This is a genomic window from Mesorhizobium sp. B264B1B, assembly GCF_020165765.1.
GTDB lineage: Bacteria > Pseudomonadota > Alphaproteobacteria > Rhizobiales > Rhizobiaceae > Mesorhizobium.
In genome coordinates, this window is record NZ_JAIUIS010000006.1 from 210,103 (window position 1) to 225,375 (window position 15,273).

General features: G+C 64.4%; 15 protein-coding genes. 14 read left to right on the plus strand and 1 reads right to left on the minus strand.

Features of this window, described 5'->3' with window-relative positions:
- The first annotated feature begins 19 nt into the window (after positions 1-19).
- From LB547_RS14770 to trmB, 8 genes are all read left to right on the plus strand, one after another.
- Entirely contained in the window at positions 20-1,012 is a 993-nt protein-coding gene (locus tag LB547_RS14770; RefSeq protein WP_224518987.1) for a PhoH family protein, read from the plus strand.
- Positions 1,013-1,029: 17 nt separating this feature from the next.
- Positions 1,030-1,536 (plus strand): rRNA maturation RNase YbeY, encoded by a 507-nt coding sequence (gene ybeY / locus LB547_RS14775; RefSeq protein WP_140759452.1) that lies wholly within the window; start codon positions 1,030-1,032, stop codon positions 1,534-1,536.
- 27 nt (positions 1,537-1,563) lie between these two features.
- The gene (locus LB547_RS14780; protein WP_140513164.1) at positions 1,564-2,658 is read left to right on the plus strand and encodes a hemolysin family protein; all 1,095 of its coding nucleotides are present in this window, start codon (positions 1,564-1,566) and stop codon (positions 2,656-2,658) included.
- 10 nt (positions 2,659-2,668) lie between these two features.
- Positions 2,669-3,136 carry a VOC family protein gene (locus LB547_RS14785; protein WP_140523867.1) on the plus strand — a complete coding sequence of 156 codons (468 nt, stop codon included), beginning with the start codon at positions 2,669-2,671 and terminating at the stop codon, positions 3,134-3,136.
- 200 nt (positions 3,137-3,336) lie between these two features.
- On the plus strand, positions 3,337-4,929 hold the full coding sequence (gene lnt / locus LB547_RS14790) for an apolipoprotein N-acyltransferase (protein ID WP_140496802.1): 1,593 nt from the start codon (positions 3,337-3,339) through the stop codon (positions 4,927-4,929).
- A gap of 139 nt (positions 4,930-5,068) precedes the next feature.
- Entirely contained in the window at positions 5,069-5,488 is a 420-nt protein-coding gene (locus LB547_RS14795) for a helix-turn-helix domain-containing protein (protein ID WP_140496800.1), read from the plus strand.
- A gap of 169 nt (positions 5,489-5,657) precedes the next feature.
- Entirely contained in the window at positions 5,658-6,923 is a 1,266-nt protein-coding gene (gene metK / locus LB547_RS14800; RefSeq protein ID WP_140496798.1) for a methionine adenosyltransferase, read from the plus strand.
- Between the two features lie 27 nt (positions 6,924-6,950).
- A complete protein-coding gene (trmB, locus tag LB547_RS14805; RefSeq protein WP_140523870.1) occupies positions 6,951-7,652 on the plus strand; it encodes a tRNA (guanine(46)-N(7))-methyltransferase TrmB in 702 nt (233 codons plus the stop codon).
- A gap of 113 nt (positions 7,653-7,765) precedes the next feature.
- On the opposite strand, the gene LB547_RS14810 is transcribed toward trmB, so the two are convergent.
- On the minus strand, positions 7,766-7,930 hold the full coding sequence (locus LB547_RS14810; protein WP_140496794.1) for a hypothetical protein: 165 nt from the start codon (positions 7,928-7,930) through the stop codon (positions 7,766-7,768).
- Between the two features lie 294 nt (positions 7,931-8,224).
- On the opposite strand from LB547_RS14810, the gene rimP reads away from it, so the two are divergent.
- The 6 genes from rimP to truB all read left to right on the plus strand — a co-directional run bounded on the left by rimP (position 8,225) and on the right by truB (position 15,272).
- Positions 8,225-8,872 (plus strand): ribosome maturation factor RimP, encoded by a 648-nt coding sequence (gene rimP, locus LB547_RS14815; protein WP_140557592.1) that lies wholly within the window; start codon positions 8,225-8,227, stop codon positions 8,870-8,872.
- Positions 8,873-8,921: 49 nt separating this feature from the next.
- A complete protein-coding gene (gene nusA / locus LB547_RS14820) occupies positions 8,922-10,517 on the plus strand; it encodes a transcription termination factor NusA (RefSeq protein ID WP_140496790.1) in 1,596 nt (531 codons plus the stop codon).
- A 38-nt stretch (positions 10,518-10,555) separates the two neighbouring features.
- Complete coding sequence (locus tag LB547_RS14825; protein ID WP_140497289.1) at positions 10,556-11,206, plus strand: RNA-binding protein; 651 nt, start codon at positions 10,556-10,558, stop codon at positions 11,204-11,206.
- Complete coding sequence (infB, locus tag LB547_RS14830) at positions 11,203-13,776, plus strand: translation initiation factor IF-2 (protein WP_140523875.1); 2,574 nt, start codon at positions 11,203-11,205, stop codon at positions 13,774-13,776. The genes LB547_RS14825 and infB overlap by 4 nt, the downstream gene beginning before the upstream one ends.
- A gap of 114 nt (positions 13,777-13,890) precedes the next feature.
- The gene (gene rbfA / locus LB547_RS14835) at positions 13,891-14,301 is read left to right on the plus strand and encodes a 30S ribosome-binding factor RbfA (protein WP_140759455.1); all 411 of its coding nucleotides are present in this window, start codon (positions 13,891-13,893) and stop codon (positions 14,299-14,301) included.
- On the plus strand, positions 14,301-15,272 hold the full coding sequence (gene truB, locus LB547_RS14840; protein WP_140759457.1) for a tRNA pseudouridine(55) synthase TruB: 972 nt from the start codon (positions 14,301-14,303) through the stop codon (positions 15,270-15,272). Before rbfA ends, truB begins: the two co-directional genes overlap by 1 nt.
- Position 15,273: the final 1 nt, after the last annotated feature.

The following is a 15,273-nucleotide window of genomic DNA, read 5'->3' on the forward strand; positions in this document are numbered from 1 at the left end:
GGCATCTGGGGCTTCTGACATGGCGCACATCGTACTGACTTTCGACAACAACAAGCTTGCCAGCGCCCTCTACGGCCAGTTCGACGAGAACCTCGCCCGGCTCGAGCAGAAACTGGGCGTCGACATCCGCTCGCGCGGCAACCAGCTCACCATCAAGGGATCGGCTTCCGCCGCCGAGCAGGCCCGCCGGGCGCTCGACAATCTCTACGGCATTCTCCAGAAGGGGGTGGATATCGGCCAGTCCGATGTCGACGGCGCCGTGCGCATGGCGGTCGCCGCCGATGACCAGCTCACGCTGCCGACGCTGGAGCGCAAGGGCAAGGTTTCGGCCGCCCAGATATCGACGCGCAAGAAGACGATCTACGCCCGTTCGCTCACGCAGGACGCCTATATGCGGGCGCTGGAGCGCTCGGAACTGGTGTTCGGCATCGGCCCGGCCGGTACCGGCAAGACCTACCTGGCGGTGGCGCATGCGGCGATGCTGCTCGAACGCGGCATGGTCGAGCGCATCGTGCTGTCGCGGCCTGCCGTCGAGGCCGGCGAGCGGCTGGGCTTCCTGCCGGGCGACATGAAGGAGAAGGTCGATCCCTACCTGCGGCCGCTCTACGACGCGCTCTATGACATGATGCCGGCCGACAAGGTCGAACGCGCCATCGCCGCCGAGGTGATCGAGATCGCACCGCTCGCCTTCATGCGCGGCCGCACGCTGGCGCATGCCGCCGTCATCCTCGACGAGGCGCAGAACACCACGCCGATGCAGATGAAGATGTTCCTGACCCGTCTGGGCGAGAATTCGCGCATGATCGTCACCGGCGACCCAACGCAGATCGATTTGCCGCAGAACACCAAGTCCGGCCTTGTCGAGGCGCTCCGGATCCTCGACGGTGTGACCGGCATGGTGACGGTCCGCTTCAATGAAGGCGACGTCGTCAGGCATCCTCTGGTCGCCGAGATCGTCAAGGCCTACGACCGTGACGGCAAGCTCGCCCGCGGCCTGGGGACCGAAGGCTGATTTGATCGAGCGACCTCATGGTTGAGCCCGAAACGCCGAACGGGCTGGCTCCGCCGCTGCCCGTCGACATTGATCTGACGGTCGAGGCTGGGCATTGGCCGGACGAAGCCGAGCTTGTCCGGCTGGTCGCCGCCGCCGCCGCCGCTGCATTCGCCGAGACGGGTGCGGCTGGCCGTTCCGAACTCAGCGTCGTTTTTTCCGACGATGCCCATGTCCAGGCGCTCAACGCCGGCTGGCGCGGCAAGGACAAGCCGACCAACGTCTTGTCTTTTCCGGCATTTCCTTTCCCCAAGGGCGGTCCCCTGCCGCCGATGCTCGGCGATGTCGTGCTGGCCGCGGAGACGGTGGCGCGCGAGGCGGGACTGGAAGACAAGCCGCTGGAGAACCATATTTCCCATCTCGTCATCCACGGCCTGCTGCATCTCATGGGCCATGATCACGAGACCGATGCCGAGGCCGAGGAGATGGAGGCCGTCGAGCGCGCCGCGCTCGCCAGACTTGCCATTCCCGATCCCTACGCGTAACTACTTCTAACCAATTGACGGACGAAGATGAACGACAAACCTGAAACTGCCGTCCGCCCCGACGCCGGCAGTGCGACCAAGGCTTCCGACACGTCGGAAGAGGGATCAAGTCCGAGTACCGTTACCCCTGGTGTTGCCAACACCGGCAGCGTCGCCGGTGAGCCGTCGCCTGCCGGGCCTTCCCTGTTCAACCGCGTTCTGGGCCTGTTCAGGCAACGCAACGGAACCAGCCTGCGCGAGGAGATCGCCGGCGCGCTCGCCGAGACGACGAGCGATGTCGAATCCTTTTCGCCGGGCGAACGCGCCATGCTCAACAACATCCTGCGGCTGCGCGAGGTGCGCGTCGAGGACGTCATGGTGCCGCGCGCCGACATCGAGGCGGTCGAGATCACGACCACGCTTGGCGATCTGCTTGGCATGTTCGAGCAGTCCGGCCATTCCCGCATGCCGGTCTATGCCGAGACGCTCGACGACCCGCGCGGCATGGTCCATATCCGCGACGTGCTGGCCCATATCACCAAGATTGCGCGCGTCAGGAAAGGCCGGGCGACCAGGAAGACACCCGCCGCCACGGTTCTCGACCTCACCCAGGTCGATCTCTCGCGCACCATAGGCGAACTGAACCTGATCCGGCCGGTGCTGTTCGTGCCGCCGTCCATGCTGGCCTCCGATCTGATGGGCCGCATGCAGACGACCCGCACGCAGATGGCGCTGGTCATCGACGAGTATGGCGGCACCGACGGGCTCGTCTCGCTCGAGGATATCGTCGAGATGGTGGTCGGCGACATCGAGGACGAGCACGACGACGACGAGCCGATGATCACCCAGACCGGTGAAGGCGTGTTCGTCGTCGACGGCAAGGCCGAGATCGACGAGGTCGCCAAGATGATCGGCGGGGATTTCGCCGCCGGCGAACATGGCGAGTATGTCGACACCATCGGCGGCATGATCTTCAACACGCTTGGCCGGGTGCCGGCGCGCGGCGAGGTGGTGCAGGCCATCCCTGGCTTCGAGTTCCATGTGCTCGACGCCGATCCGCGCCGCGTCAAGCGCGTGCGCATCGTGCAGAACCAGAAGGGCGAACGTCGCCGCCGCGCCGCGGCGCGCACCGAGCAGGCTTAAGCGCCTGCGGATGACCGAAGACCCCTTCAAGCACGCCGCCTTGGGATCCGGCGTGTTCTACAGGGATCCGCAGGCCGCGCTGGATTGGCTGGAGGCAGCTTTCGGCTTCGAGCGCAGCATGGTGGTCAGCGATGCCGACGGCAAGCTCGTCCATTCCGAGATGCGGTTCGGCGACTGCTACATCATTGTCGATTCCGAATGGAGCGACTACGTCGCCAGCCCGGCCTCGGTCTCGGGCAAGAACACGCAGTCGGTCTATGTCAGGCTGAAAGACGGCATTGATGCACATTGTGAGCAGGCGCGGACGGCGGGTGCCGGTATAATCCAGGAGCCGGCGGACCAGTTCTACGGCGAGCGCCAGTATCGGGCGCGCGATCCCGAGGGCCATGTCTGGACCTTCACCCAGACCATCCGCTCCGTTCCGCTGGAAGAGGCCGAACGGCTCGGCGACGTGCGCATAGAAGGGTGGCACCGCTGATCCATGTCGCCCTAAATAACTTCGGTTTTGGGAGGAGGACATGCACAAAAACAAAGACCTAAGGCGTGTCGTCTGATCAGTTCAAACGCGATGCGCTCCAGCAGTGGTGAGTGGGTTTCACGGCAGACCACCCGAAGTTTGGAGCGCAGGCCGCGGCCTGATAAATCTGCTGCCGTGATTCGCACGACTCGGAACAATGCATGAACCGCCTGGCCGGCCGGATAATTCTGTTTTGGGGTTGGCGGCGTGCGCTCGTGGCGTTCCTCGCGGGCGCCCTGGCGGTGCTCGGCCAGGCGCCGTACGATTTCTTTGCCGCTTGTTTCATTTCGTTTCCGCTGCTGGTCTGGCTGCTCGACGGGGCGACCGGTGAGGCCTCGGGCAGCCTGTTTGCGCGGCTGCGGCCGGCCTTTGCCGTCGGCTGGTGGTTCGGCTTCGGCTATTTCCTCGCCGGCCTGTGGTGGATCGGATCGGCGCTGCTTGTAGAGGCCGACAGTTTCGCCTGGGCGCTGCCCTTCGCGGTGGTCGGCATCCCCTTTGCATTGGCCTTCTTCTACGGCTTTGCGGCCATGGTCGCCCGGCTCCTGTGGAGCAACGACATCGGCCGCATCGCGGCCCTGGCCGCCGCCTTCGGGCTGGCCGAGTGGCTGCGCGGCTTCCTGTTCACCGGCTTTCCCTGGAACGCGATCGGCTACGCGGCGATGCCGGTGCCCCTGCTGATGCAGAGCGTCTCGGTCACCGGGATGGTCGGCATGAACGTGCTCGCCGTGTTCGTCTTCTCGCTGCCGGCGCTGCTGGCGGCGCGCACGCATCTTCGTCTTGGCGTCGCGCTGCTTGTCGTGCTCGTGGCCGCTCATGCCGGCTTCGGCTATCTCAGGCTCAACGCTCCGGCCGCGCCTGAGGCCCGCACGATCGATGTGCGCATCGTCCAGCCGGCCGTCGACCTTTCGGAAAAGTGGGACGCCTCGGTGCGCGACCGTATCTTCGCCACCTTGATAGGCCTGTCGGCCAAGGCGCCGGACCCCGGCCATGAAAAGCCGCAACTGATCCTGTGGCCCGAAACCTCGGTCCCGTTCCTCCTCACCGAGCGGCCGGACGCTTTGACCGCACTGGGCGACATGCTGGACGCCGGCCAGATGCTGATCGCCGGCGTCGTGCGCGAGGAAGGCGGTGCGGCGGCCGGTGCCGGCAGCCGCTACTACAACTCCGTGGTGGCGATCAACGACAAGGGCGAAATCGCTGACGCCGTCGACAAGGTCCATCTGGTGCCGTTCGGCGAATACCTGCCTTTCGCCGACCTGCTCGATCGTTTCGGCATCGAACAACTGGTCGCTGGCCCGGTGACCTTCACGGCAGGCAATGAGCGGCATGCGATCACGCTGCCGGATGGCGTCCGCGCCTTGCCCTTCATCTGTTACGAAGTGATCTTTCCCGAACTGGTGGCGGTTGACGCAACGTCAGCGCAGCTTATTGTCAACGTTACCAACGATGCGTGGTTCGGCGATACGCCGGGTCCCTATCAGCATTTCAGGCAGGCTCAGATTCGCGCGGTGGAGAACGGGTTGCCCTTGTTGCGTGCGGCCAACAACGGCATCTCGGCGGTTGTCGACCCACGGGGGCGCATCGTCGATGCGCTGGCGATCGACGCGCGCGGGGCCATCGACGTCCGTGTGCCAATCTCGCGGCAAGCGGTCGTGTCCGCCGGCCAGCTGCGCATTAACGGAATGCTGATCATGTTGCTGTTTGCCCTGGCTGCCGTCCTGTTCAATGTAAGGCAAAGGCTACGGGTGAATTGACAGTCGACACATTAGAAACTCATACTGTAACGCCTGAAAATTTCTCGAAGCCGGTGGATCGTTCTGTTGGGGCAGTCGCCTCCGGCTTTGTTTGGGTAGGAAAAAAATCACAAAGCCGAAAAAATTCGGCGAGGAAAAAATGACAGAAGATAACAAGAAGAAACCGAATCCGATCGACATCCATGTTGGAAGTCGCATCCGGCTTCGCCGCAATATGTTGGGAATGAGCCAGGAAAAACTAGGCGAGAACCTCGGCATCACATTTCAGCAGATACAGAAATATGAAAAGGGCACCAACCGGGTCGGCGCAAGCCGCCTGCAGGCGATAGCATCCATACTCGGCGTGCCTGTCGCCTTCTTTTTCGAGGATGCGCCGGGCCAGGAGAGCCCGGCCGGCCGCGGTTTCGCGGAGGATGCTTCGATGGCTTTCGCCGTGGAATTCTGCGGCAGCCCGGAGGGCCTTCAACTCAACCGGGCCTTCGTTAAGATCGCCGACGTCAAGGTGCGTCGCAGGATCATAGACCTGGTGAAGTCGCTGGCGTCCGAAGATTCCGACTGATCCGCAACAGGACTCGACCGGCGGCATTTCGGCCGCTGGTGGTACAAAATATCGACATCGACATTCATGCCAGAAGGGCGGCACCGCTTGACGAGCGGCGCTTCGCCCCGCTAACACGTGGCGCGCCAAATCGGCAGCCTGCCGATCGTTTTTTCAAGAGGGGACACCCGTGACGCGGCAGAACTACTTCTTTACCTCGGAATCCGTTGCCGAGGGCCATCCCGACAAAGTCTGTGACCGGATATCCGACGAGATCGTCGACCTGGTCTACCGTGAGGCCAAGAAGACGGGCATGGATCCGTGGAAAGTCCGCGTCGCCTGCGAGACGCTGGCGACCACCAACCGCGTCGTCATCGCCGGCGAGGTGCGCGTTCCCGAGACGCTGCTGAAGAAGGACAAGGAAGGCAACATCCTGAGGGATGCCGCCGGCCATCCGGTCGTCAACCCGGCGAAGTTCAAGTCGGTCGCCCGCAAGGCGATCCGCGAGATCGGCTATGAGCAGGCCGGCTTCCACTGGAAAAAGGCCAAGATCGACGTTCTGTTGCATGGCCAGTCGCCCGACATCGGCCAAGGCGTCGACAATGCCTCCGACCGCCAGGGCGAGGAGGGTGCCGGCGACCAGGGCATCATGTTTGGCTATGCCTGCCGCGAGACGCCGGACCTGATGCCGGCGCCGATCTACTACAGCCACAAGATCCTCGAACTTCTGGCCGCCGCCCGCCACCAGAACAACGGCGATGCAGGCAAGCTCGGGCCGGACGCCAAGAGCCAGGTCACCGTCCGCTATATCGACGGCAAGGCCGCCGAAGCGACGCAGATCGTGCTGTCGACCCAGCACCTCGATGCGAGCTGGGATTCCAAGAAGGTGCGCAAGGTCGTCGAGCCCTATATCCGCGAGGCATTGGGTGACCTCAAGATCGCCGACGATTGCATGTGGTACATCAATCCGACCGGCAAGTTCGTTATCGGCGGGCCTGATGGCGACGCCGGGCTGACCGGCCGCAAGATCATCGTCGACACCTATGGCGGCGCCGCACCCCATGGCGGCGGCGCTTTCTCGGGCAAGGACACCACCAAGGTCGACCGTTCGGCCGCTTATGCGGCGCGCTACCTGGCCAAGAACGTTGTGGCGGCGAAACTTGCCGACCGCTGCACCATCCAGCTTTCCTACGCCATCGGCGTCGCCCAGCCCTTGTCGGTCTATGTCGACCTGCACGGCACCGGTAAGGTCGACGAGGCAAGGCTCGAGGAGGCGCTGCGCACTGTGATGGACCTGTCGCCGTCCGGCATCCGCCGCCACCTCGACCTTAACAAGCCGATCTACGCCAAGACCTCGTCCTACGGTCATTTCGGTCGCAAGGCCGGCCGCGACGGATCTTTTTCCTGGGAAAAGACCGATCTCGCCAAGGCGCTCAAGGATGCTGTCGCTGCCTGAGGGCGGCGACAGGACCTTGATCAGCCGATGAGTTCCGGGGACAGGCCAAGCCGCGCGACAGAAGCCTTCTTCGGCCGTCGGCGCGGAAAGCCGGTTCGCCCGCAGCAGGCGGCGGCGCTGGAAAGCGGCCTCGACACCTATCGGATCGATCTGACGACCGAGGCGCCGTCGGATCTGCGGGCTCTGTTCGAAGCCGATGTTTCCGCCGTTCGCCTCGAAATCGGCTTTGGCGGCGGCGAGCATCTCCTGCATCGCGCGACCGAAGCGCCGATGACCGGCTTTATCGGTGTCGAGCCCTTCGTCAACGGCATGGCCAAGATGATGATGGCGGTGCGGGAAAAGCCGCTGGCCAACCTCAGGGTCTACGACGACGACGCCACGCGGCTGCTCGACTGGCTGCCGCAGGCCTCGCTCGATGGCATCGACCTGCTCTATCCCGATCCGTGGCCGAAGAAGAAGCACTGGAAGCGCCGTTTCGTCAGCCCGGTCAATCTCGAGCGTTTCGCACGCGTTGTGAAGCGTGGCGGCGAATTCCGTTTCGCTTCCGACATCGACACCTATGTGAACTGGACACTGCTGCATTGCCGCGCGCATGGCGGTTTCGCCTGGCAGGCTTCAGAGGCCGTCGACTGGCATCGCCCCTACGATGGCTGGCCAGGCACCCGCTACGAGGCGAAAGCCGTCCGCGAGGGCAGGCGGCCGGCCTATCTTACCTTCATCAGGACCTAGGCATCAGGTCCCAGGCATCGGGATTTGGGCATCAGGATCTGGGCCCTTCGTGAGGGAGAGATCTTCAATTGTTGCGGGGACACAGAAATCGAATGTCGCCCGTTGGCCGGAGTTCAGAAACGGCCGATCTTGTCGAAAGCCGTCGGATCCATGCCGAGGCTGCGCAGATCCTGGGCGCGCGGCTTGCGGCCGGCTTCCACCGCCCGCGACGCGGCTACGGCGCTGCCGAATGTGGTGAAGAGATCGCCTATGGCGGAAAAAACCTTGCGGCTGTTCATTGTCATGTCCTTTCGCGTGCGGTGACGCGCTATCGCTGTCGTTTTGTGCAATGCAACATAGATAGGAGCGCGGCTTGAGGACCAACAAGGGCCGTTGCCGCATGGATGGCATGCACCTGGCGCAACCCCAATGCGCCAGGACATTCGCGCAGTTGGGACGGCGGGCTTGAAACACCGGGGCGGATCGTTTATATCAGCCTCAAATTCTTGGTCGGTATGACGAAGAGTGGGTCCACCCGGTCCCGCTCTTTTTTATTACCTGCCGACGGCTAGAGAATGATCGACAGGAATCGAATGACGTCAACGGCAAGCGAGAGCGACGATCGCATCATCCGCGAAAGCGGCATCGATGCGCGCATCGCGCTGATCGTCCAGCCGGTGCTGCGCGGCATCGGCTTTCGCCTTGTACGCGTGCATCTGTCCGGCCAGAACGGGCTGACGCTGCAGATCATGGCTGAGCGCGAGGACGGCACCATGACGGTCGAGGATTGCGAAGAGGTGAGCCGTGCGGTGTCGCCGGCGCTCGACGTCGACGATCCCATCGAGAAGGCGTATCATCTCGAAGTCTCATCGCCCGGCATTGACCGGCCGCTGGTGCGCAAATCGGATTTCTCGACCTGGACCGGTCATCTGGTGAAGATGGAAACATCGGTCGTTGTCGCGGATCGCAAGCGCTTCAAGGGCAAGATCGCCGAAGCCGGTGAGAACGATGTGCTGATCGAGCGCGACAAGGCGGCCTACGGTGAGGAGCCGACAGTGCGCGTGCCCTACGACGCCATTGCCGAAGCCCGGCTGATCCTGACCGACGACCTCATCCGTGATGCGTTGTCGAAGGACAATAGGGCGCGCAAGGAAGCCAAGAAACGCCGCGGCGAACCGGACGACGACGTACCGGAGGGTACGGAACCGGGCGCTACGGAAGAACACGAACAGGAAAGTTGATTGAGCTGCCAGGCCCCAGGGGCCGGCAAACAGGCTCGGGAGAAAAAACATGGTTGTAAGCGCCAACAGACTTGAACTGCTGCAGATCGCCGACGCGGTCGCGCGTGAAAAGTCGATCGACAAGTCGATCGTCATCGCCGCCATGGCTGATGCGATCCAGAAGGCGGCACGCTCGCGTTATGGCCAGGAGACCAACATCCGCGCCGACATCAACCCCAACACCGGTGAGATGAAGCTGCAGCGGCTGATGGAAGTGGTCGAGAAGGTCGACGACTATGCCACGCAGATCGCCATTTCCTCGGCGCGCGAGCGCAATCCCGACGCCCAGCTCGGCGACTTCATCGCCGAACAGCTGCCGCCGATGGATTTCGGCCGCATCGCCGCCCAGTCGGCCAAGCAGGTCATCGTGCAGAAGGTGCGCGAGGCCGAGCGCGACCGCCAGTATGACGAATACAAGGACCGCATCGGCGAGATCGTCAACGGAACCGTCAAGCGCGTCGAATACGGCAATGTCATCGTCGATCTCGGCCGTGGCGAAGCGATCATCCGCCGCGACGAGCTGATCCCGCGCGAAAACTACAAATATGGCGATCGCGTCCGCGCCTATGTCTACGACGTGCGCCGTGAGCAGCGCGGCCCGCAGATCTTCCTGTCGCGCACCCATCCGCAGTTCATGGCCAAGCTCTTCACCATGGAAGTGCCGGAGATCTATGACGGCATTATCGAGATCAAGTCGGTCGCCCGCGATCCCGGTTCGCGCGCCAAGATCGCCGTCATCTCGCGCGACAGCTCGATCGATCCGGTCGGCGCCTGCGTCGGCATGCGCGGCAGCCGCGTCCAGGCGGTCGTCGCCGAATTGCAGGGCGAGAAGATCGACATCATTCCGTGGTCGCCCTCGGCCGCATCCTTCATCGTCAATGCGTTGCAGCCGGCGGAAGTCGCCAAGGTCGTGCTCGACGAAGACGCCGAGCGCATCGAAGTGGTGGTGCCGGACGACCAGCTGTCGCTGGCCATCGGCCGCCGCGGCCAGAATGTGCGCCTCGCTTCGCAGCTCACCGGCTGGGATATCGACATCCTGACCGAGGCCGAGGAATCCGAGCGCCGCCAGAAGGAATTCGTCGAGCGCTCGGCGCTGTTCATGGAAGCTCTCGACGTCGACGAGATGGTCGGCCAGGTGCTCGCCTCCGAAGGCTTCACCAGCGTCGAGGAAGTCGCCTATGTCGATGCCGGCGAAATCGCCTCGATCGACGGCTTCGATGAGGATACCGCCTCGGAGATCCAGACCCGGGCCCGCGAATATCTGGAGAAGATCGAAGCCGAGCACGACGAAAAGCGCAAGGCGCTGGGCGTCAAGGACGAGCTGCGCGAAATCCCCGGCATCACCACCGCCATGATGGTGACGCTCGGCGAGGACGGCGTGAAGACGATCGAGGATTTCGCCGGCTATGCCGCCGACGACCTCACCGGCTGGAAGGAACGCAAGGACGGCGAGACCAAGGTGTATCCGGGCGTGCTGGCCGATCATGGCGTTTCGCGCGCCGATGCCGAGCAGATGGTGCTCGCGGCCCGTCTCAAGGCCGGCTGGATTTCCGAAGACGAGCTTGCAGCCGAAGAAGCGCCGGCTGACGAAGCCGTTGGTGCGTGAGGTGAAACCGCATCGCACAGAAACCGCCCTTGGACGAGATGAACGATCGCACCTGCATCGTCACCCGCAAGCAGGCCGAACCGGATGAACTGATCCGGTTCGTCGTCGGCCCGGATTCGGCCGTCGTTCCGGATCTCAAGAGAAATCTGCCCGGCCGTGGTTGCTGGGTGAGCGCCGACCGCCTACATATCGACAAGGCGGCGGCCAAGAACCTTTTTAGCCGCGCCTTTAAGGCACAGGTGGTCGTGCCGCCCGATCTCGGCGGCATGGTCGATGGGCTGCTTTCCAGATCCGCCCTTGGCATGCTGGGTCTCGCTCGCAAGGCAGGGGCGATCGCGCTGGGCGCCACCAAGGTGGAGAGCGCGGTGCGCGGCGGATTGGCGCTTTTCGTGCTCCACGCGACCGAAGCCTCAGACGATGGCGTGCGCAAGATCAGCCAGGCGCGGCGGGCGACCGTCCATATTGGCGGCCCCTCCATCCTTGCCTACAAACTTTTCTCCGAGGCCGAGTTGAGCTTGGCATTGGGGGGTACAAATGTGATACATGCTGCCGTCCTCGCGGGAGACGCGGGTAAGGCGGTCCAGAAGCGCATGGTTGCGCTCGACCGATATCGGGGCGGTACCCCGGACGATCTGGCAATGCTTGCGGCCGTTGCTGACGAAGATGAGGCCGCAGAGGATATGGAATGAGCGATACGAAATCGGGCGACGACAAGACGTTGAGTGTTACGCCGAAGAAGACCTTGACGCTGAAGCGCCCCGGCATGGAACAGGGCACCGTGCGCCAGAACTTCTCGCACGGCCGCACCAAGTCGGTCGTGGTCGAGACCAAGAAGCGCAAATTCTCGCTGCCCGGCGACAAGCCGGAGCCGGTGGTGGCGGCACCCGTGTTCACCCCGAAGCCGGTGGTCGCGGCGGCTCCCGTCGTGCAGGAGGCACCCAAGGCGCCGCCTCCACCTCCGCCGGCACCGGTCGAGCGTAGCGGCATGGTGTTGAACGAACTGTCGCGCAGCGAAATGGAAGCGCGCCGCAGGGCGCTCGAAGGCTCCAAGGCGCGCGAGGTCGAGGACCGGCAACGCGCCGTTGAGGAAGCCAAGCGCCGCGCCGAGGATGAGGAGCGCCGCAAGCGCGAGCGCGAGGAATCCGCACGCCGCCAGGCCGAGGAAGAAGCGCGGTTGCAGGCCGAGGCCGAATCCCGCCGCCGCGCCGAGGAAGAGGCGCGTCGCCGCGCGCCGCAGGCCGCCGAACTGGCGACCGCCGACGAGGAAGAAGAGGTCAAGCCGAAGCGGACTGGCGCCGGTGCGCCGGTGCGCCGCCTGGTGACGCCCGAAGTGGCGCGTCCGGCCAAGCCGACCAAGGGCGAGGAAGACCGCCGTCGCGGCAAGCTGACGCTGAACTCCGCGCTTTCCGACGAGGATGCGCGGGCCCGTTCGCTGTCGTCGATGCGCCGCCGCCAGGAAAAGTTCAAGCGCGCGATGCACAATGAGCCGCGCGAGAAGGTTATGCGCGAAGTGATCCTGCCCGAAACCATCACCATCCAGGAACTGGCGCAGCGCATGTCCGAGCGCGCCGTCGATGTGGTCAAGTTCTTCATGAAGCAGGGCCAGATCCTGAAGCCGGGCGACGTCATCGACGCCGACACGGCGGAACTGGTCGCCACCGAATTCGGCCACACGGTCCGCCGCGTCGCCGAGTCCGATATCGAGGAAGGCCTGTTCAACATCGCCGACCGTCCGGAAGACCTGGTGTCGCGGCCGCCTGTCGTGACCATCATGGGCCATGTCGACCACGGCAAGACCTCGCTGCTCGACGCGATCCGCAACGCCAATGTCGTCTCCGGCGAGGCCGGCGGCATCACCCAGCATATCGGCGCCTATCAGGTCGAGAAGAACGGCCAGAAGATCACCTTCATCGACACGCCCGGCCACGCCGCCTTCACGGCCATGCGCGCCCGCGGCGCCCAGGCCACCGACATTGCCATCCTGGTGGTGGCGGCCGACGACAGCGTGATGCCGCAGACGATCGAATCGATCAGCCATGCCAAGGCGGCCGGCGTTCCGATCATCGTGGCGATCAACAAGATCGACAAGCATGACGCCGATCCGCAGAAAGTGCGCTCCGAGCTGTTGCGCCACGAAGTGTTCGTGGAATCGATGGGCGGCGAGGTGCTGGACGTCGAAGTGTCGGCGACCAAGGGCACCAATCTCGACAAGCTGCTCGAAGCGATCCTGCTGCAGGCCGAAATCCTCGACCTCAAGGCCAATCCGGACCGCACCGCCGAGGGCGTCGTCATCGAGGCGCAGCTCGACAAGGGCCGTGGCCCCGTCGCCACCGTGCTGGTGCAGACCGGCACGCTGATGCCGGGCGACATCCTTGTCGCCGGCAATGAATGGGGCCGGGTGCGCGCGCTGGTCGACGATCGTGGCGAACACGTCAAGGAAGCGCCGCCGGCGATGCCGGTCGAGGTGCTCGGCCTCCAGGGCACGCCGCAGGCCGGCGACCGCTTCGCCGTGGTCAACAACGAGGCCCGCGCCCGCGAGATCACCGAGTACCGCCAGCGTCTGGCCCGCGAGAAGGCGGTTGCCCGTCATGCCGGCCAGCGCGGTTCGCTCGAACAGATGATGTCGCAGCTGCAGACGAGCGGACTGAAGGAGTTCCCGCTGGTCATCAAGGGTGACGTGCAGGGTTCGATCGAGGCGATCAACGCAGCGCTCGACAAGCTCGGCACCGACGAGGTGCGTGCGCGCATCGTCCATGCCGGCGCCGGCGCCATCACCGAAAGCGACGTGTCACTGGCGGAGACGTCGGGCGCGGCGATCATCGGCTTCAACGTCCGCGCCAATGTGCAGGCACGCGCCGCTGCCGCGGCCGCTGGCATCGAGATCCGCTACTACTCGATCATCTACAACCTCGTGGATGACGTGAAGGCGGCTCTGTCGGGTATGCTCTCGCCGGAGCGTCGCGAGACCTTCATCGGCAATGCGCAGATACTCGAGATATTCGACATCACCAAGGTCGGCAAGATCGCCGGCTGCCGTGTCACCGAAGGCAAGGTCGAGCGTGGCGCGGGCGTGCGCCTGATCCGCGACAACGTCGTCATCCACGAAGGCACGCTGAAGACGCTGAAGCGCTTCAAGGACGAGGTTTCGGAAGTCCCGGGCGGCCAGGAATGCGGCATGGCCTTCCAGAACTACGAGGACATGCGCGTCGGCGACATCATCGAGTGCTTCCGCGTCGAGATGGTAACCCGCACGCTCTGAGTTCGTGTGACGTACGTCATGCCAGGCGGTGGCCGAGAGGCCGCCGCCTGGCAAACATTTGAGACATGAGGCACGGTCCTATCCCGCGCCCCACGCTTTCAGGATCGAGAAAAAATGCCCCGTTCGACCACATCAGGCCCATCCCAGCGCATGCTGCGCGTCGGCGAGCAGGTGCGCCATGCGCTGTCCGAAACCTTGCAGCGCGGCGAGATCATCGATCCGCTGGTCGAGAATGCCGTGGTTTCGGTGTCGGAAGTGCGCATGTCGCCCGACCTCAAGATCGCAACCGCCTTCATCTCGCCGCTCGGCGCCACGGACGCCGGCGCCGTGGTCGAGGCACTCAACAAGCATGCCAAGTTCGTCCGCGGCCGTGTCTCCGGCGCGCTGCGGCAGATGAAGTACATGCCCGAGTTTCGCTTCCGGCTCGACACCTCCTTCGACAATTTCGCCAGGATCAACGATCTCCTGAAATCGCCGGAAGTGGCGCGCGATCTGGATGCGGACGACGACAAGGATAGTGAATAATGGCGCGCCGCGGCAAGAAGAAAGGCCGGCCGGTCTCGGGCTGGGTGGTGCTGGACAAGCCGGTCGGCATGGGCTCGACCGAGGCCGTCTCCAAGATCAAGTGGCTGTTCCAGGCGGAGAAGGCCGGTCACGCCGGCACGCTCGATCCGCTCGCTTCCGGTATGCTGCCGATCGCGCTCGGCGAAGCCACCAAGACCGTGCCCTACGTCCAGGACGGCGCCAAGATCTACCGCTTCACCGTGGCCTGGGGGCAGGAGCGCTCGACCGACGACCTCGAAGGTCCGGTGACGAGGGGCTCCGACGGGCGCCCCGTGGAGGCCGAAGTGCAGGCGCTGCTGCCGAAATACACCGGCGTCATCATGCAGACGCCGCCGCAATTCTCGGCCATCAAGATCGCGGGCGAACGCGCCTATGATCTCGCCCGCGACGGCGAGACGGTCGACATTCCCGCGCGCGAGATCGAAATCGGCCGCCTCGACATCGTCGAGCACGGGGCCGATCACACGGTTTTCGAGGTCGAATGCGGCAAGGGTACCTATGTGCGCTCGCTGGCCCGCGACATGGGCCGCGATCTCGGCTGCTTCGGCCATATTTCTGAACTGCGCCGGATCGAGGTCGAGCCGTTCACCGCCGAGGATTTCGTCACCGTCGCCGAACTGGAGGCGGCGCGCTTCGGCGAGCAGGGTCATGGCACGCAGCAACCGTCCCCCGATTCGATAGAAGCGCCGATCGATTTTGCCGCGATCGACGCGCTGCTTGTCGACACCTCGGCGGCACTCGACTGCCTGCCGCAGATAGCCATCAGCGACGATGCGGCGACGAAGATCCGCCTCGGCAATCCCGTCATCATCCGGGGCCGCGACGCGCCGGTGGAGGCCGAGGAAGCCTGCGCGACCGCGCGCGGCAAGCTGGTGGCCATCGGTGCCGTCGAGCAGGGCATGTTCAAGCCCAAACGGGTCTTTGCCGGGTGAG